Below are 16350 nucleotides of genomic sequence, written 5' to 3' on the forward strand. Positions count from 1 at the left end.
GGTGGCGAGACCCAGGATCGAACTGGGGACACACGGATTTTCAATCCGTTGCTCTACCTACTGAGCTATCACGCCGATGGCCTGTATTAAGCCGTATCTCAGAACAATAGTCAACTATTATCCTGAGTTTCTGATTTAAATGAGTATTTTTTATACTTAAAAAAAATCCCTGATGGGATCAGGGATTGAAAACACAAATAATGGTGGCGAGACCCAGGATCGAACTGGGGACACACGGATTTTCAATCCGTTGCTCTACCTACTGAGCTATCACGCCGAAGTGGGCGTATTAAACAATGTTTGTAAGAAGACGTCAAGCAACTTCCGTATTTTTTGTAACAAGTGATTATTTTTAAATCACAGCTACATAAGAATAGAGGCTGTTAGTGATGTAATTTACCAATATGCGCCAAGCAACGATGAATCGCGCCACAGCCCGGTTCAAAAGTTTTAACGCCTTTTGACTCTTCCATACGACAAGCTTCTTCAACTAAGCGCTCAGCTACCCCACGACCACGGTTAGCAGGGTGCACAACAATGTATTCAAGAACCTTGCTTTCACCTTGTCCTGAAGACCAAATTGCACCTATAATTTTGGTGTTAAATTCAGCAGTGTATAGCGTGGTATACTGTTGTAAATCTTGTTCAAGTTGTTCAATCGCATCGTGCCCGTCACCAAACTCCGGACTTGTATCATACAAACGCTCAAGCTGATCGCGGATCTCTGAATTATCTAGAGAACTATAAGCATGTACGGTAATAGGCATTGATTAACCCTCCTGAGCAAACTATGATGCTGTCACGAATTCGTCACAGCGAAATTGTCGTTAACATCCAATCATTTTTGACGTTTTTTGAGGAACGTGTCCATGACGCAACGTATCAGTGAAGTGGTTAGAAATACCAATGAAACCAAAATTCGAGTTCGTTTAAATCTCGACGGTACTGGTCAAGGCACACTAAACACTGGAGTTCCATTTTTAGACCATATGATTGATCAAATCAAGCGACATGGCTTATTTGATATCGATATTCATTGTGATGGAGACCTCGAGATTGATGATCACCACACTGTAGAAGACTGTGGTATCACGCTTGGACAAGCTTTTGCGCAAGCTTTAGGTGATAAAAAAGGTTTAAAACGCTATGGTCATTTTTATGCACCATTAGACGAAGCTTTATCTCGCGTAGTTGTCGATTTATCTGGTCGTCCGGGATTATTTATGGATATTCCATTTACCCGTGCACGCATCGGTACATTTGATGTGGATTTATTTTCTGAGTTTTTCCAAGGCTTCGTAAACCATGCACTTATGACCTTACACATCGATAACTTAAAAGGTAAAAATAGCCACCACCAAATCGAAAGTGTTTTTAAAGCACTTGCTCGTGCTTTACGTATGGCATGTGAAGTTGATCCACGTGCAGAAAACACGATTGCATCGACAAAAGGTAGCCTCTAATGACACGTATCGCGTTACTTGATTATGGCATGGGCAATCTACACTCAGCAGCTAAAGCACTTGAGCATGTGGGCGCTACAGTCGATGTGACCAATGATCCAAAGTTAATTGCACAAGCCGACAAAATTGTTTTTCCGGGTGTTGGCGCAATGCGTGACTGTATGCAAGGCATGCGTGAAGCAGGTATTGATGAAGTCGTACGCCAAGCTGCTTTTAATAAGCCAGTTCTTGCGATTTGTGTAGGCATGCAAGCGCTACTACAAAGCTCAGAAGAAAATGGCGGTGTAGACGCGCTTGGTATTTTTGATGGTGTGGTAAAACACTTTCCTCAAATGGAAGGTTTAAAAGTGCCGCATATGGGCTGGAATCAGGTTCACCAACTGGACCCGAGCCATCCAATGTGGAACAACATCGAACAAAATGCTCGTTTTTACTTTGTACATAGCTACTATGTTGAACCTAAAGATGAAAGCGTAGTAGCTGCAACATGTGACTACGGCGTGAATTTCTGCACAGCCATTCACAAAGATAATTTATTCGCGACTCAATTCCACCCAGAGAAAAGTCACACTGCTGGTTTGCAGTTACTGAAAAACTTTGTGGAATGGAATATTTAATCTGATTTAAAAACTAAAAAAGATCAGGTCGAGATGGCCTGATCTTTTTTTTTATTTATAATAACAACCAATCATTTATAGAATGATATTTTATCCAACAAGATATTGAATATTTATACTTTTAAATAAAACCAAATGATCAGGAAAACAAAATGAATTCACCTTTTGAAAATCAGCCCCTTCAACAAGATTCGCCCTTTAAGGCAAATGGACGTTTTGGGCGACTCTCTTACGCTGCTTGGACCTTCTTATTTACGCTATCCCTCACTGCTGTTGTTCTACTTATTATTTTTACTTTCGGACTTACACAAAACGAGGGCGCTCCAGGCTTTACTGCGCCGGGCATAGTCTCTATTGCCATTCTCTATATCGTCGGTATTTATATTAGCTTCGTATTTACTATTCGCCGTTTGCATGACCGCAATAATACAGGTTGGTTATCTTTACTCATGCTAATACCCCTTGTGAATATTGGCTTTGCGGTTTATTTATTCTGTGCCAAAGGAACAGAAGGCACTAATAATTATGGACCCAAGCGTCCAACACCAAGCTGGGAACGTGTTTTAGGCTGGATTTATATTGCGCTTATTCCACTTGCAGTAATTTTTGCTATTGTTGCCACAATCATGGCTCCTACCTATGAAGGTTATGTCGAGAAAAGCGAAAGTATTGTGATCGGTAGCCCATCTCAGTCTGAATAATTTTTAAAGACAGTCATAAAGCCTAGTTCTCTAGGCTTTATTCATATATAAAGTGAATAGCCCAATTCATTTGTACGCTGTTAAATATGTCCGAAGCCTTTGCCCTCCTTGATAAAGCCTCTATTCAGCAGCTCCCTCCTTTTGAAAATCTTAACCACCACAATATTGTGGTGATTGAAAATAGCGAACAATGCAAAAGTATTGAAGAAGAATTAAAAGCAGCTACCTTTTTAGGATTTGATTCTGAATCCAAGCCTACATTTCAAGTGGGCGAAATCTCAACTGGTCCACATTTGATTCAACTTGCTACAACACAAAAGGCCTATTTATTTCATGTTAATTCATCAACTTTAAAATTCTTGCAGCCCATCTTGTCGAACCAAAAACAAATTAAAGTCGGCTTTGGCCTTAAAAATGATAAGCACATTTTTCATAAAAAAGGTATAGAGCTAGAAAGTTGTGTCGACCTTGCTAAAGGATTCAGTCACTTTGGTTTTAAACAGCAAATGGGAATACAAAAAGCAGTAGCCTTGTTATTTGGGCAGTATCTTGCAAAGTCGAAGAAAGTCGGAACTTCAAATTGGGCACGAAAACCACTCACATCACAGCAAATCAATTATGCCGCCGCGGATGCGTATGCTGCATTATTGGTATTTGAAGCACTCAGAAAACAAAATCTATTGCCCGTTCATATTTCACAAACCATTCAAACCGCACTTCAAACGTAAAGTTATAAAAGTCTTTTCTAAGGCTTAGCGATTGATCAATACTTTGCTAAGATGTGCACAATTTCATAATCATGATGAAGCAAGGAGCGGAAGCATGCTAATCATTCCAGCAATTGACCTGAAAGATGGTAAATGTGTGCGTTTAAAACAAGGGCGTATGGAAGACGATACCGTTTTCTCTGACGATCCGGTTGCAACTGCCCAGCATTGGGTAAATGAAGGCGCACGTCGTTTGCATTTGGTTGATTTGAATGGCGCTTTCGCAGGTACCCCAATTCATAAGCCTGTTGTTGAAGCAATTGCTAAAGCTCAGCCAGAATTACCAATTCAAATTGGTGGTGGTATTCGTTCATTAGAAACGATTGAACACTACCTAGAAGCTGGCGTGACTTTTGTCATTATCGGTACAAAAGCAGTTCAAGAGCCTGAATTTGTAGAAGAAGCTTGTAAGCGTTTTGCTGGTCACATCATTGTTGGTATTGATGCCATGAATGGTATGGTTGCAACTGACGGCTGGGCAAACGTTACTGATGTGAAAGCAACTGACTTAGCAAAACGCTTTGCAGATGCAGGCGTGTCTAGCATTGTTTATACAGACATTGCTCGTGATGGCATGATGCAAGGCGTAAATGTTGAGCAAACTGTAAACTTGGCTCAATACTCAGGCTTACCCGTGATTGCTTCAGGTGGTGTAACTAACCTTGATGACGTTCGCAACTTAAAAGGCCAACCGGGTATTTTAGGTGCAATCACAGGCCGCGCAATTTATGAAGGTACTTTAAACCTTCGTGAAGCTCAGCTGTTGTTAGATGAAAACCGTCTTTAATTTTTAAGATGTAAAAAAAGAGCCGGTTTAGGCTCTTTTTTATTTTGATAATCTTTAGTTTAATAACTTTTCTAAATCAATTACCTCATCCGCAAGTTCCATTGCATAAGGGGAATGTGTAATCATGATTACGGAGGGAACGACTTGCTGAATATATTTAAGTATATTTTTTGCAGTGTCTACGTCTAAAGCCGCTGTCGGTTCATCTAAAATCATGAGTTGAGGACGAGCCAAAAGACCACGAAGAATACAAATTCTTTGTTTTTCTCCTCCTGAAAAATTTTTATAAATTTCAGTGAGATCATCATCGAGTGTGAGTTGATGCTTTTTCAGAATATGTAATAAATTAAACTGCTCAAGCATTTGAAGTAAGCAAGAATCTTCATATATATACTGTGAGTTATAGACCAAATTCTCTCTTAAAGAATAAGGAAAAATAACAGGTTGCTGTGCAACATAAACCACTTCATCAAAAATATACTTAGAAAAGTGATGACTAATATCAACACCTTTATACAAAAGCTTTCCTGATTGAATCTGATACACACCCATTAAATAATTCATCAGGGAAGTTTTACCTAACCCTGTTTGACCAATTACGACATATGTTTTATTGGCTAATATTGTTAAATTAAAATGATCTACGGCTCTTTTTCCTAATAAGAATTGAGCATTTATAAATTGGAAGAGAATTTCGGAGTCTTTAACAGCAGAATACGTATATTGCTCTTTATTAAGATTAAAATATTGTCGATATTTTGCTAAGGCGACAAAATTTCCATTTAAACGCATAAGGCTTTGGGAAACAGCCAGAAAGGGATTGGTGAGTTGAATAATATAAGTACTTATCAATACAAAAGCACCTGGTGTAAGACGCTTTTCAGTTGAAAGAAATACTGTAAATAACATAAAAATGAGTAAAAATAGAAAGATCAAGAACAATTGGGAAATCATGAGTAGCCCTATTTTCTTATTCCTATCTTTAGCGGTTGTGATATATGAATTTAGTATGTCATTAAACTTTGATAATTGAAAAGGCACCGCATTTTTTACTTTAATTTCATAAGAATTTGAGATCTGATGTATCAAATGGCTATTTACTTGATTATCCTGTTGATACATAGCATCGAATAGTGAACTACTTGTTTTATTTATATAAAAAGAAACTACAAAAATAACAATAGCGACTAATAAAAAACTGACACTAAAAAGTAAATTAATGGTCGTGAACAAAACTGTAAAAATCATAACCAATTGAAAAACTATTGGCCCTAAATGAAGAAGTAACGTTAAATTAATCTCACCAAAAGCAGAGCTTCCTCTTGCAAGATCACTAATCACGGTTCCAGTTTCAATTTGATCTTGTTCATCTTTTTTGAGATTTAAGTAATTTTTTAATCCTGCAAAAATTAGTGCCCCTTTGAAATCTACCATCAAATAAGCACTAAAAATATTTTTTGTCCAATTACATAACTCATTCGCTAACCATGCTGCGGCATAAGCAAGTGCGATCAGATATAAAAAATTAAATGGAAGTCGAACATCAAGTGGAAAGTCATATTCCTGTGCAGAATAATCGATAATAAGTTTTAATAAGTATGGCAATAATGTTGTAAAGAATGCTGTAAACATTACTAATAAAAACATAAGAAACATACTCCCCTTCTGCTTCTTATATTTTTCTTTAGAAATCTGCCATAAAAATTTATAGTTTTGAATATCTTGTGAACTTAATAAAAACTTCATTTCAGTATCTTTTTTCTATTAAAACGAATTAAAAATAATTTCATTACATAAGAAATATCATAACTTCTCTTATTTAGTCTTATCCGTGTTTTTTGTTTAAAATTACACCGATAAACTTTTAATTTTTTTTATAAAACCTTAAAGTCTAATCAATCAATACACCACATTACGAATAAACTTAAGGACTTGGTTACCACTATTAATATAAGTGTAAGTTACTGAACTGGCATATATAAATGAAGAACCAGCAGCAATAGTTTTTGAGCTATCTGCAAATTGTATGGTCAACTCGCCTTCTAATACATAAATAAGCTCTTGCCATCCTTCCGGGTCTGCTTCAGCAACATAAGACTCTCCTACTGCCAATGACCATGTCCAAAGCTCAACTTGAGTATGAGATGGAACTGAGGCTAATAGAGTAGCGTTACTCTCATCTTTACTACCCTGCCAAGCGAGTGCATTTACTAAGACTTGTTCTTTATGCTCAGGAGCACTCACAATCGTTCTAAAATCTACACCCAACACGACTGCAATCGCATCGAGTTTAGCCAAGCTAATATTAACTTGCCCTGTTTCCAAAGCTGCAATTGTTCGTCTACTTACCCCTGCCTGATCAGCCAAATCTTGTTGGCTTAAATCTCGTTCATCCCGTAATGAACGGATATTTGTGCCGACATGCTGTAAAACGGTACTCGACTGGCTCATAAAATAAAGTAGTAAATAAAATATGAGCAATATATTGCACAAAATAGAAGAATAGCGCAATATGTGCAGTATATTGCACAATTTCTAATGATTTTAAGTATGTCACCAATTTCCCTGAGTTCAAGCAAAGCCCCACAGTTAGCACTCATTTTGATTACGATCATTTGGGGTGGAACATTCCTTACGGTGCAATATGCACTGCATTTTTCGTCGCCTATGTTTTTTGTGGGCTGTCGCTTTGCGGTAGCAGCTCTTACTTTGCTTGTTATTTCTTTAAAAAGTATGAAAGGTGTCACTTTAAAAGATTTAGGCGCAGGTTGTGCGATTGGTCTTGTTATTGCAGCAGGCTATGGTACACAAACGATTGGTCTGCAAACAATTCCAAGTAGTGAGTCGGCTTTTTTAACAGCGCTATATGTTCCGCTTGTTCCTATTTTAATGTGGCTCATCTTTAGAAAAGTTCCCCACATTATGACTTGGGTAGGGGCTGCTCTTGCTTTTGTCGGCCTTGTATTATTGACAGGCAATGGTTTTGAGAAAATTACATTAAGTTTTGGGCAACTTTTAACAGTGCTCGGGTCGTTTGCGATTGCTTTAGAAATTATTTTTATTAGCTACTTTGCTGGAAAAGTAAATTTGCGTCGCGTTACGATCATTCAACTTGGTGTGGCGTCTCTACTTTCTTTCGCAATTATGCCTGTGGTGGGTGAACATACAATTCCTACATTTTCATGGCCGCTTGTACTCATTGCGGTTGCATTAGGTTTAGCGAGTGCACTCATTCAATTTGTGATGAACTGGGCTCAACGTGTGGTTGATCCTTCACGTGCTGCAATTATCTATGCAGGAGAACCTGTTTGGGCAGGCATTATTGGTCGAATTGCAGGTGAGCGTTTACCGCTTATTGCTCTTCTGGGTGGAGCATTAGTCGTTTTAGGTGTTTTAGTCAGTGAGTTAAAAATCAAGCTACCAATTAAGAAAACTAAAAGAATTCGAGAATAAAAAAAGAGAGCGCTAAGCTCTCTTTTTTTATTTATTAAGGTTGATACATCGGGCGATTATCATTTAAAGCAATCAAGCCGCGAATTGCACGATATACAATCCAGATCCACGCAGCACCAATTACGCCCACACAGAACACGGTCGATGAAACGGCAACGCCTGCAAATAGATCAGTATTTTCACCTGTAAAGAACAGGAAAATAAACGGCAGAAAGGCAATAATATTCCAAGCCAGATACCACCAGAATGTTCTGATTTGCCATGTAAAGTGGCTCGCAAAAATTGAACCTTGCACATCGGAACGTTTTACATAGTTAATAATTAAAGCGATAACTGCAAGTAGGCCGCCTGTAAAAATAGCGACAATATAAAGTACATATAAAATAAGTGTTAAAGTACGATTTGGATCTTGGTCGATAGAACTATTCATTTTTATACCTCTCAAGTTTAATAAAACAATTTACTTTTATGAGCCCCGCAACACATTTAAGGGAGAAATTAGCCACAAAATCAAAAGTAAATGAAAGAATATGGTACAAAAATAAATCTTACGAAAGGGTTGTTTTTGTGTTTTATGTCTCAGTTTTTGTTGTGCCCACCATGCAGCAGGCCAACCTCCTAAGAAGCTAACGATGTGTAATGTTTGCTCAGGCACACGGCGATTACCCAATTGTGCAGCTTCTTTGTCTTGTGAATATAGCCAATAACTCAGTACATTCATCATTAAAACAAACAATAAGGTATAGGCGGGTAAAATATGGATAAAGCTCATAATTCCCATTAAAACGAAATAAAACACGATCCCCATTTGCACTGCAGACCATGGACTGGCTTGAAAAGAAGATTGTGTTTTTACAGGCTTTGATGCTTTACGAGTTTGAGATGCTTTTAAATAAGTGACTTGCTGGGCACGAAAGCGACCTCGTTCATCGAGAATAACCAAATATTCCAGTGCACAGCCAATAATTGGCCGAGGTCCGGGGCGTGCAAAATCTTTAATATGCAAAAAGACTCGCTCTTTTTCAGCATCATCCGGCTGAATAAAGCCATAACCTTTTTCGTCGAACCATTCGACTAATCGCCCCTGATCTCGCATCTTTCTTCCTTTATCCTTTTACATGACTTAAACGGTCTTGCATCATTGCTCGCATTTCTTGCGGATCTTTTTGCAAGATGTCATCGCCTGTACGTCCTTCTTCTTTATTTTTTTGAGCAACTTGCAAACGCATTGACCAAAAACGGCAAGCCGCCATTGCCAAGAATACATCTAAACACTCAAGTTCATCGTTAGTCAGCGCACGAATTTTTTGGTATGCCTCTAAGTAAGCGGCCACTTTGTCAGAGTTTAAATGCGCTGCTGGATATTCGGTACAAAAATCATTGATGGTAATTGCAATATCAAACAGTAATTCGTCTTGATTTAGCTCGTAAAAATCTAAAATACCTTGTAGTTGCTCGCCTTCAAACAAAGTATTGTCACGGAACAAATCTGAGTGAATAAAACCTGTTGGTCGGTTTGAGTATTGTGCTGTTTTAGCATTAAAAGCTTGATAAACCTGCTCAAGTAACGCTTGGTCATCTTGGGTCATATTTGGTTTAAGCTGCTCTGCAACACCTGTCCAGTATTGGTGATCACGTCGATATTCACGCTCAAGTGGAAAATCTTGCAAAGCCACATGCAGTTTCGCCTGTGCATCAGCAATTGCTGCGACCTGAGCTACTGTCGTTTGCATGGGATGGTGACCCATGAGACGTGGAGCAATCTGTGCAGGCTTTTCTGCAATCACATGAACCGCTTGTCCACTATGTTTTAATGGCACAGCAACAGGGACATCATGAGTTCCCAATTGTTCAAGAACAGGGATGAGTTCGCCTGCCCCTTGTGCGTCTAATTCTTCAAACACGGTGAGTACATATTGTTTACGGTTTACATCAACCAAAAAATAATTGGTGTTTTGAATACCTCCCTGAATTGGGTTCAGCTCCAACACCTCTAATCCATAAGGTGCAGCAAAGGCGCGAACTTCATCTAAACTCAACGGGGTATAAACCGACATGGAAAACCTGCAAAAAACATCTGTGAAGTTTGATAGAATACCTCTTCCCTCCATGAAGGTGTAGCGCCTGTGTAGGAACTTTCACCAACGGCGATTATTTTTGGAAAAAGCTATGCTTGCTAAACGTATTATTCCTTGCCTAGACGTTGATAACGGACGCGTAGTTAAAGGCGTTCAATTCCTCGATATTCGTGATGCGGGCGACCCTGTTGAAGTGGCACGTCGCTATAACGAACAAGGTGCAGACGAAATTACTTTCTTAGACATTACCGCTACACATCATGGACGCGATACCACTTACCGTACTGTTGAACGTATGGCCGAGACTGTATTTGTGCCATTAACTGTGGGTGGTGGCGTACGTAAGGTTGAAGATATTCGTGCGTTATTAAATGCAGGCGCAGATAAAGTCAGTATTAACTCAGCTGCCGTATTTAACCCTGAATTTGTTCAAGAAGCTTCACAGCACTTTGGCGCACAATGTATTGTCGTTGCGATTGATGCCAAAAAAACTGGCGACAACAAATGGGAAATCTTTACTCATGGTGGCCGTAAACCAACCGGTATTGATGCGATTGAATGGGCTGTAAAAATGGCTGACTACGGTGCGGGTGAATTACTGATTACCAGTATGGACGCCGATGGTACGAAAGCAGGTTATGACATTGCTTTAATGCGTGCCATTAATGATCGTGTGACCATTCCAACGATTGCTTCAGGCGGTGTAGGTAACTTACAACACCTTGCAGACGGTATTTTACAAGGTGGTGCCGATGCAGTGTTGGCAGCAAGTATTTTCCACTTTGGTCAATATACCATTCCGGAAGCTAAGCAATATTTGGCTGAACAAGGCATCGAAATGCGCTTGTAAGCTTATTTATGTTTAAAGGGGCAATATGCCCCTTTATTTTTTTATGCAGCACCATCTATTTCTTTCACTTCACTAGGAAGTTCTAGTTTTTCTTTTTTCTCGACCCATTTTGCAGGAAAGATTTTTTCTACAGCTTGAGACAATGGTCTAGCAAGTGCCGTAGGTAAACGCACACCTAAAGGATTTTGTTCTTTTAAATCTGCCGAAGATACCACACGTGTTCCCATCACATAATCAAACCAAGGCTTAGTCACACACCAATTGGCATCTTGGTTAGAGTTCATGTGGTGATCGTAATGCCACGGAATTTTACGCTTTGCCCAATCAGGCTCTAAATGTGCACGGCGGTGAATATAGTAATAATTACCAGCACTGTACCAAGCTGCGAGTGCCATACCTTTTGAAAACGGGTAAAAAATTGCACTTGAAACGGTTGCTACGACTGCCAGTGAAATTAACTCATTTTTAGTTCGCCAGTTTCCAACGCCTTCTACATAGCAATCATCATGAAACTGTTGTTTACGGACTTCGCGATGATGCGCCCAATGAGATTCCATACTTTTTGGTACTGGGCTATAGCGCGGCTTTCCAGCACGGTGCACACCATGCAAAATATATTTATGCGCCACCCATTCAAATGCATTCGCAACCGCAATTCCTGCAATAAACCCTTTTAACATCGCCTAACTCCCTTTTCTTTTTATTCAGCATATAAAATTCGCTATGCTAGGTATTGACCAGAATTTATGGTTTCATTGACAAATCACGACAAGAAAGAGGTGGTTAGGATGCCACAACTAAAAAATTATACAGGCTCCGTATATGGAGGGCTGGGACATCTATTAAAAGCTTATTGCGAAGCCAATCAGTTAGCTATTCCAGAACAATTAGAACAAATTCAAAATCTGGAACGCTTTGACTACGTCGTTTGGCGTGACCTATTAGAAGTCATTTATAAATTGGACCCAAAGTCTGGATTAGGTCTAGAAATCGCAAAATATGTGCAACCTAAACACTTAGGGATTATTGCCTACCTCGCACTCTCTTGTGATAACTTAGGTGAAGCCTTAATTCGCTATCATGATTTTCACCGTCTGATTTATGACGGAAGCCCTTTAGTGGTTGAGCTACAAGGAAGATATGGTTCTATTCGTTGGGAAGCGACTGAGCTACACCCCACCCAGCTTACCGATGAAATTGCGATTGCACTAGTCATTCAATTCTTACGCCTTTTTATGTCTCATGAAGACGTGCATCTACATGAAGTACATTTCTTAAATGCTGCTCCTAAAAATATCAGGGTTTATGAACAATACTTTCAATGTCCCGTTCGTTTTAGCCAACCGCGTACAGAATTACTCATCCCAATTACGGAAATTCATAAGCCACTCAGCAGTGCCGACCACACCTTACAGCAACTATTAGTCCAACAAGCACAAGCACTTTTAGAACAATTACCAAATTCAACCCAACTTGATCAGCGTTTACAGCACTCAATTTTGACTGGACTACAAAAGAATCAATATCAGATTGAACATATTGCGGCTCAATTAGGCCTGTCAGTTCGACAGCTCCAACGACACTTACAACAACAAAACACCACCTTTCAGGAACGTGTTCAACAAGTCAGGTTTATGCTCGCAACCGAGTATTTAAAAGACCCACATTTGAGCCTACAAGAGATTGCCCTTTTGCTTTGTTACTCAGAACAAAGTGCTTTTCAAAGAGCATTTAAACATTGGACTAATCAAACACCACAACAATGGAGAGATCATTTTTTAGACAAAGAATAACCAACCAAAACTTACAAATCTTTTCTTGATTAAAACAACACTGAAAACAAAAATTTCATATAGTCACATGCTTAATTTTTTGTGACATATTTCACATTAATTAAAAAATAGATCAATAGATGAGTAATCACAATGAATAAATATTTTGCTGAATTCTTAGGTACGTTTTGGCTAGTCTTTGGTGGTTGTGGTAGCGCAGTTTTAGCCGCAGCTTTCCCTGAACTTGGTATTGGCTTTGCAGGTGTAGCCCTTGCCTTTGGTTTAACCGTACTCACAGGTGCTTATGCTCTAGGGCATATCTCAGGTGGACATTTTAACCCCGCGGTAAGTGTTGGCCTTTGGGTCGGTGGCCGCTTCGATGTTAAAGATTTAATTCCCTATATTGTTGCGCAAGTGGTCGGTGCGACTGCTGCTGCATTTGTTCTTTATATTATTGCTCAAGGCCAAGCTGGCTTTAGCGGTGTTGGTGGCTTTGCTTCAAATGGTTTTGGGGATTTATCACCAAACAAGTTTGGTTTAAGTTCAGCTTTCATTATTGAAGTGGTACTTACAGCATTCTTCTTAATCATTATTTTAGGTGCAACTGACCGCCGTGCACCTGCTGGCTTCGCTCCTATTGCTATTGGTTTAGGCTTAACACTGATCCACTTAATCAGTATTCCAGTTACGAACACTTCGGTGAACCCTGCACGTAGTACAGGTGTTGCGTTCTTTGCTGAAACGGCTGCGTTAAGTCAGTTGTGGTTATTCTGGGTAGCGCCGATTTTAGGTGCTGTGATTGGTGCGATTATTTATAAGGTAGTTGCTGGGGATAAGGATTAACTTTAACTAGACTCAATCTACTATCGCGGTGGGTGACATGGATGTCACCTGTTGAGCAGGGGTACACGGATGTACCCTCTGATCAACAAAGACTTTTGCTTACTTTTGGTCTTTCAAAAGTGAGAAATTTCTACACAAACTCATTTAAATACAACGTGGTATTAAAGACTGTATGGCAGCATGACCATGCTAAATATCACACATACAATGCATAAATTATAAAAACGGATTATTAATTTCTTGCTCAGCTGGACGTTCAATTTTCTCAGGCAATTCTTCTTTTTCCAAAGCTGTAACCACATCGTTTAAAAAGCTCTGTAAGGCTTTTGCCTGCTCTAATCCGACTTTATCTTTAGTGATTTGCAAATTGCCATAAATGTTGACGCAATCGACATCATTTTCTAATGTTAAATCTTCAATTGAAGAAGACTCTGTACCCTTTTCAAATGGCTTAAACATAAGTGTTGTCTCGTTGTTATATCTTCACAGTGTAATACGACCAATTTAAAAAAAATCAATCAAAATTAAAAGAGCCGATAAAATTAAGAATGCTCCCATCAGGATATTAAAATATTTCAAACGGTTACCCTGATTGAGTACCACTGAAAATTTATCACCACATAATCCCCAAAAGAACAAACATGCATAGCAAGTGAAAAAATAAATAATAATGAAGATCGGCAATGACTGCGGGTTTTCAATGCTTGTAAACATGGTAATGCCCGATACACAAGCTAACCAAGCTTTGGGATTGAGCCACTGCAACAAGAAACCATCTTTAAAATTAGGAATGATCATCTGTTCTACAGGAGCATTTGAAATTGAAATATTGGCGGCAGAAAGAATAATTTTTATACCGATGTAACAAACAAATAGTGTTCCACAAACTGCAAGGATTTTTAAAACAATAGGAAACTGAGTTAATAAACTCTGAAGTCCAAATGCCATAAAAATTAAAAGTAAAGTAAAGCCAATCGTGGCACCTGAGATATAGGGAAGTGATCTTTTTAAACCATGATTTAAACTGGTTGATAAAATGACGGTATTTACTGGACCGGGTGTAATAGACATTGCAAATGAAAAGAGAAACATCGAGGCAAACATTGTTATTGTCCTTATTAAAATAAGACACATAGACAGATCTGTCTATGGATTCTATTTTAATTAATTACGATGTTGCAATAACAATAAACCAAGCTACTTATTTCATTATTTGCAAAAAGTAGTTTACCAACGCTTCTACCAGTTGTTTCACAATAGCTTTTCTCGTTTCTTCATCAATTGTTGGAACTTTTGCTTCCATTGGTTCTGAAGAAGAGCCAGTTTTTTGCTTTTTAAATTGGTCTTGTAGCGCTTTAATTTGATCAGGGTTTAAGTCCTGCTCACACTGGCTTTCACCGTCCCAGTGTAAATAGTCGAGCTTTTGATTTGGCTTAACTTGGCTTGCTGTTAAAGGTAAGCGATAGACATTACGTTTTTGTTGCTCAGTTAACTGCGGGAACAGGTTAACGCCTAACCGTTCCTCAAGGTAGCAAACACTCACCACTTTTACTTGTAGAGAGTTATTGTTAGGTGCGTAATAAGCCCCGATCGCGCCAGTTTTTGGCATATACACCGCTTTATAAACTGCGGTAGGAACAATTACACCCTGCCCAATGGTCTTAAGTCGTTTGCCTTCAAAAACAGGACCTGTTACCACATACACATCTTGTTTTTGCTTGGTCGCAATAGCACGGGTCGCTTCTTCGAGCTTACGCCAGACTTCCTGGTTATTTTTAGGGGCTTGCGGCACCATGTTGCTGAGCGAGAAACTATCAGATTGTGATTCTTTATTTGGCATATCACCATTAGGCGCCATATGCCCACGGTCATAGCCTGAACCACGATAATCACTTAACAGTGCCCGATGCCTTTGAGCAACACGGGTTTCTTCATGGAAGTTATCTTCACGCTTAATTTTGACACTCAAACGTTCTGCATTTAAATGCTCAGCCGACCATAACGGCGTTTTAGAAATCCCTGAATACAGAACATTAAAACCATTAAAGCATAGCGGATAGCTGTCTTTTTTTAGGCTTTCTTTATTTAAAGCGGGTGGAACTTCACGATAAAACTGATTAAGACAAGTCGAGTTAGTCGTTAAAGGCGAAAACCACTGCGAAATCTTTTCACTACCAAAAGCAATTGCAAAGCTTCCAGCCGCAATACAAGCAAGAATAATCTTGCCAAAATGCTGACTTATAGAGAATGAATTTGTACCTTTACTACGTTTTTTACTTGCCATGTTTCTATCAATACCACTGTCCATACGCAGCTTAACAATCCTGCTTTTTTAAGTATATCTCTTATCTTTCATATGGTTAAAACATGGTCATCTTTTTTGTAACTCTATTCCGTTTTACGTAACAGTCTGTTGATATTCTGAGAGGCTTTGGCTATTAAATTGCGCCAATTGCGTATCTTTCGTTGAAATGCACTTATGGCTTATGACATGGTTAGCTCCACAAATTTGGATAAAAATATAATCGGAGTCTAATTTGATGATCCATTCAAAGATTATTGGTATTGGCGTAATCACAGGGTTGTGTAGTATGGCTGCTATGGCTGAACCAGCAGTCCAACCAGGCGACACTTTAGAAAGCTTATCTAAAGTTAAAGTAACCACAACCGTAAATGGCCAACCCGGCTCTATTAGCGATTTAGTGAATAGCGGACAAGTACAACAAGTTTCTGCTGCACCGACAAGCGCAGCTCCAACAGGCGCTCCAATTCCGGCAGACGTTCCACCAGCACCTCCAGCGGGCGGTGAAATGGCGCCACCAGCAGCACCAACTGGTGCGGTTCCAGCAGCTGCAGATCAAGCTGCCCCAGCGCCACAAGACCCTAACACTCCGCCACCTGCTAACCCAAATCAATCAGCAGACCCAATGGCGAAAGATGGTCCTTTACCAGCAGATGCACCTATGCAAGCTCAATAATCAAAGCTATAAAAAAACCAAGACATTTGTCTTGGTTTTTT

The 16350-nt window shown here is 39.2% G+C and carries 21 protein-coding genes and 2 tRNA genes; 11 read left to right on the plus strand and 12 right to left on the minus strand.

What is annotated here, in order from left to right:
* Window positions 1-2: 2 nt before the first annotated feature.
* The 3 genes from KTI78_RS08315 to KTI78_RS08325 form a co-directional block, all read right to left on the minus strand.
* A tRNA-Phe gene (locus tag KTI78_RS08315) sits at window positions 3-75 on the minus strand.
* Between the two features lie 126 nt (window positions 76-201).
* A tRNA-Phe gene (locus KTI78_RS08320) sits at window positions 202-277 on the minus strand.
* Between the two features lie 106 nt (window positions 278-383).
* Window positions 384-767 carry a GNAT family N-acetyltransferase gene (locus tag KTI78_RS08325; protein ID WP_016142849.1) on the minus strand — a complete coding sequence of 128 codons (384 nt, stop codon included), beginning with the start codon at window positions 765-767 and terminating at the stop codon, window positions 384-386.
* 102 nt (window positions 768-869) lie between these two features.
* Here KTI78_RS08325 and hisB point away from each other — a divergent pair, with 102 nt between their 5' ends.
* The 5 genes from hisB (at window position 870) to hisA (ending at window position 4335) form a co-directional block, all read left to right on the plus strand.
* Complete coding sequence (gene hisB / locus KTI78_RS08330) at window positions 870-1463, plus strand: imidazoleglycerol-phosphate dehydratase HisB (protein ID WP_002116767.1); 594 nt, start codon at window positions 870-872, stop codon at window positions 1461-1463.
* Complete coding sequence (hisH, locus tag KTI78_RS08335) at window positions 1463-2080, plus strand: imidazole glycerol phosphate synthase subunit HisH (RefSeq protein WP_262445768.1); 618 nt, start codon at window positions 1463-1465, stop codon at window positions 2078-2080. Before hisB ends, hisH begins: the two co-directional genes overlap by 1 nt.
* A gap of 152 nt (window positions 2081-2232) precedes the next feature.
* Window positions 2233-2781 carry a DUF805 domain-containing protein gene (locus tag KTI78_RS08340; RefSeq protein ID WP_016142847.1) on the plus strand — a complete coding sequence of 183 codons (549 nt, stop codon included), beginning with the start codon at window positions 2233-2235 and terminating at the stop codon, window positions 2779-2781.
* 86 nt (window positions 2782-2867) lie between these two features.
* The gene (locus KTI78_RS08345) at window positions 2868-3509 is read left to right on the plus strand and encodes a 3'-5' exonuclease (RefSeq protein ID WP_262445769.1); all 642 of its coding nucleotides are present in this window, start codon (window positions 2868-2870) and stop codon (window positions 3507-3509) included.
* A gap of 94 nt (window positions 3510-3603) precedes the next feature.
* Entirely contained in the window at window positions 3604-4335 is a 732-nt protein-coding gene (gene hisA / locus KTI78_RS08350; RefSeq protein ID WP_000905538.1) for a 1-(5-phosphoribosyl)-5-[(5-phosphoribosylamino)methylideneamino]imidazole-4-carboxamide isomerase, read from the plus strand.
* Window positions 4336-4389: 54 nt separating this feature from the next.
* Here hisA and KTI78_RS08355 read toward each other — a convergent pair whose 3' ends face one another.
* Window positions 4390-6081 carry an ATP-binding cassette domain-containing protein gene (locus KTI78_RS08355; RefSeq protein WP_262445770.1) on the minus strand — a complete coding sequence of 564 codons (1692 nt, stop codon included), beginning with the start codon at window positions 6079-6081 and terminating at the stop codon, window positions 4390-4392.
* Between the two features lie 153 nt (window positions 6082-6234).
* Entirely contained in the window at window positions 6235-6786 is a 552-nt protein-coding gene (locus KTI78_RS08360; RefSeq protein WP_016142845.1) for a helix-turn-helix domain-containing protein, read from the minus strand.
* Window positions 6787-6885: 99 nt separating this feature from the next.
* Here KTI78_RS08360 and KTI78_RS08365 point away from each other — a divergent pair, with 99 nt between their 5' ends.
* Window positions 6886-7788, plus strand: a complete 903-nt coding sequence (locus KTI78_RS08365) for a DMT family transporter (RefSeq protein ID WP_025470431.1) — start codon at window positions 6886-6888, stop codon at window positions 7786-7788.
* Between the two features lie 34 nt (window positions 7789-7822).
* Here the strand turns inward: KTI78_RS08365 and KTI78_RS08370 are convergent, their stop codons facing one another.
* The 3 genes from KTI78_RS08370 to KTI78_RS08380 are packed head-to-tail and all read right to left on the minus strand — an operon-like array spanning window position 7823 to window position 9845.
* Complete coding sequence (locus tag KTI78_RS08370; RefSeq protein WP_016142843.1) at window positions 7823-8218, minus strand: DUF4870 family protein; 396 nt, start codon at window positions 8216-8218, stop codon at window positions 7823-7825.
* 36 nt (window positions 8219-8254) lie between these two features.
* Window positions 8255-8884, minus strand: a complete 630-nt coding sequence (locus tag KTI78_RS08375) for a DUF1294 domain-containing protein (RefSeq protein WP_262445771.1) — start codon at window positions 8882-8884, stop codon at window positions 8255-8257.
* A 10-nt stretch (window positions 8885-8894) separates the two neighbouring features.
* Window positions 8895-9845, minus strand: a complete 951-nt coding sequence (locus KTI78_RS08380) for a homoserine kinase (RefSeq protein WP_262445772.1) — start codon at window positions 9843-9845, stop codon at window positions 8895-8897.
* Window positions 9846-9957: 112 nt separating this feature from the next.
* Between KTI78_RS08380 and hisF the strand changes: the two genes are divergently transcribed.
* A complete protein-coding gene (hisF, locus tag KTI78_RS08385) occupies window positions 9958-10716 on the plus strand; it encodes an imidazole glycerol phosphate synthase subunit HisF (RefSeq protein WP_000880078.1) in 759 nt (252 codons plus the stop codon).
* A gap of 41 nt (window positions 10717-10757) precedes the next feature.
* Here hisF and KTI78_RS08390 read toward each other — a convergent pair whose 3' ends face one another.
* Complete coding sequence (locus tag KTI78_RS08390; protein WP_262445773.1) at window positions 10758-11396, minus strand: hypothetical protein; 639 nt, start codon at window positions 11394-11396, stop codon at window positions 10758-10760.
* Window positions 11397-11504: 108 nt separating this feature from the next.
* Between KTI78_RS08390 and KTI78_RS08395 the strand changes: the two genes are divergently transcribed.
* The 3 genes from KTI78_RS08395 to KTI78_RS08405 all read left to right on the plus strand — a co-directional run bounded on the left by KTI78_RS08395 (window position 11505) and on the right by KTI78_RS08405 (window position 13546).
* Entirely contained in the window at window positions 11505-12509 is a 1005-nt protein-coding gene (locus tag KTI78_RS08395; protein ID WP_262445774.1) for an AraC family transcriptional regulator, read from the plus strand.
* A gap of 132 nt (window positions 12510-12641) precedes the next feature.
* Complete coding sequence (aqpZ, locus tag KTI78_RS08400) at window positions 12642-13331, plus strand: aquaporin Z (RefSeq protein ID WP_078224946.1); 690 nt, start codon at window positions 12642-12644, stop codon at window positions 13329-13331.
* Window positions 13332-13372: 41 nt separating this feature from the next.
* Window positions 13373-13546: a hypothetical protein gene (locus tag KTI78_RS08405; RefSeq protein ID WP_262445776.1), complete on the plus strand. Its 174-nt coding sequence runs from the start codon at window positions 13373-13375 to the stop codon at window positions 13544-13546.
* Between the two features lies 1 nt (window position 13547).
* Here KTI78_RS08405 and KTI78_RS08410 read toward each other — a convergent pair whose 3' ends face one another.
* The 3 genes from KTI78_RS08410 to KTI78_RS08420 all read right to left on the minus strand — a co-directional run bounded on the left by KTI78_RS08410 (window position 13548) and on the right by KTI78_RS08420 (window position 15615).
* Entirely contained in the window at window positions 13548-13790 is a 243-nt protein-coding gene (locus tag KTI78_RS08410) for a hypothetical protein (RefSeq protein WP_262445778.1), read from the minus strand.
* A 45-nt stretch (window positions 13791-13835) separates the two neighbouring features.
* Window positions 13836-14435 carry a LysE family translocator gene (locus KTI78_RS08415; protein WP_239967026.1) on the minus strand — a complete coding sequence of 200 codons (600 nt, stop codon included), beginning with the start codon at window positions 14433-14435 and terminating at the stop codon, window positions 13836-13838.
* 97 nt (window positions 14436-14532) lie between these two features.
* On the minus strand, window positions 14533-15615 hold the full coding sequence (locus KTI78_RS08420; RefSeq protein ID WP_262445781.1) for a DNA/RNA non-specific endonuclease: 1083 nt from the start codon (window positions 15613-15615) through the stop codon (window positions 14533-14535).
* A gap of 256 nt (window positions 15616-15871) precedes the next feature.
* Here KTI78_RS08420 and KTI78_RS08425 point away from each other — a divergent pair, with 256 nt between their 5' ends.
* A complete protein-coding gene (locus tag KTI78_RS08425; RefSeq protein ID WP_224992090.1) occupies window positions 15872-16309 on the plus strand; it encodes a hypothetical protein in 438 nt (145 codons plus the stop codon).
* Window positions 16310-16350 lie beyond the last annotated feature (41 nt).

This window comes from Acinetobacter sp. WU_MDCI_Abxe161, assembly GCF_025514355.1.
In the GTDB taxonomy this organism is placed as follows: domain Bacteria; phylum Pseudomonadota; class Gammaproteobacteria; order Pseudomonadales; family Moraxellaceae; genus Acinetobacter; species Acinetobacter pittii_E.

Bases quoted from the DNA above. Each gene is read 5' to 3' on its own strand.
- KTI78_RS08325 (WP_016142849.1), bottom strand. From the start codon at position 767: ATGCCTATTACCGTACATGCTTATAGTTCTCTAGATAATTCAGAGATC.
- hisB (WP_002116767.1), top strand. From the start codon at position 870: ATGACGCAACGTATCAGTGAAGTGGTTAGAAATACCAATGAAACCAAA.
- hisH (WP_262445768.1), top strand. From the start codon at position 1,463: ATGACACGTATCGCGTTACTTGATTATGGCATGGGCAATCTACACTCA.
- KTI78_RS08340 (WP_016142847.1), top strand. From the start codon at position 2,233: ATGAATTCACCTTTTGAAAATCAGCCCCTTCAACAAGATTCGCCCTTT.
- KTI78_RS08345 (WP_262445769.1), top strand. From the start codon at position 2,868: ATGTCCGAAGCCTTTGCCCTCCTTGATAAAGCCTCTATTCAGCAGCTC.
- hisA (WP_000905538.1), top strand. From the start codon at position 3,604: ATGCTAATCATTCCAGCAATTGACCTGAAAGATGGTAAATGTGTGCGT.
- KTI78_RS08355 (WP_262445770.1), bottom strand. From the start codon at position 6,081: ATGAAGTTTTTATTAAGTTCACAAGATATTCAAAACTATAAATTTTTA.
- KTI78_RS08360 (WP_016142845.1), bottom strand. From the start codon at position 6,786: ATGAGCCAGTCGAGTACCGTTTTACAGCATGTCGGCACAAATATCCGT.
- KTI78_RS08365 (WP_025470431.1), top strand. From the start codon at position 6,886: ATGTCACCAATTTCCCTGAGTTCAAGCAAAGCCCCACAGTTAGCACTC.
- KTI78_RS08370 (WP_016142843.1), bottom strand. From the start codon at position 8,218: ATGAATAGTTCTATCGACCAAGATCCAAATCGTACTTTAACACTTATT.
- KTI78_RS08375 (WP_262445771.1), bottom strand. From the start codon at position 8,884: ATGCGAGATCAGGGGCGATTAGTCGAATGGTTCGACGAAAAAGGTTAT.
- KTI78_RS08380 (WP_262445772.1), bottom strand. From the start codon at position 9,845: ATGTCGGTTTATACCCCGTTGAGTTTAGATGAAGTTCGCGCCTTTGCT.
- hisF (WP_000880078.1), top strand. From the start codon at position 9,958: ATGCTTGCTAAACGTATTATTCCTTGCCTAGACGTTGATAACGGACGC.
- KTI78_RS08390 (WP_262445773.1), bottom strand. From the start codon at position 11,396: ATGTTAAAAGGGTTTATTGCAGGAATTGCGGTTGCGAATGCATTTGAA.
- KTI78_RS08395 (WP_262445774.1), top strand. From the start codon at position 11,505: ATGCCACAACTAAAAAATTATACAGGCTCCGTATATGGAGGGCTGGGA.
- aqpZ (WP_078224946.1), top strand. From the start codon at position 12,642: ATGAATAAATATTTTGCTGAATTCTTAGGTACGTTTTGGCTAGTCTTT.
- KTI78_RS08405 (WP_262445776.1), top strand. From the start codon at position 13,373: ATGTCACCTGTTGAGCAGGGGTACACGGATGTACCCTCTGATCAACAA.
- KTI78_RS08410 (WP_262445778.1), bottom strand. From the start codon at position 13,790: ATGTTTAAGCCATTTGAAAAGGGTACAGAGTCTTCTTCAATTGAAGAT.
- KTI78_RS08415 (WP_239967026.1), bottom strand. From the start codon at position 14,435: ATGTTTGCCTCGATGTTTCTCTTTTCATTTGCAATGTCTATTACACCC.
- KTI78_RS08420 (WP_262445781.1), bottom strand. From the start codon at position 15,615: ATGGCAAGTAAAAAACGTAGTAAAGGTACAAATTCATTCTCTATAAGT.
- KTI78_RS08425 (WP_224992090.1), top strand. From the start codon at position 15,872: ATGATCCATTCAAAGATTATTGGTATTGGCGTAATCACAGGGTTGTGT.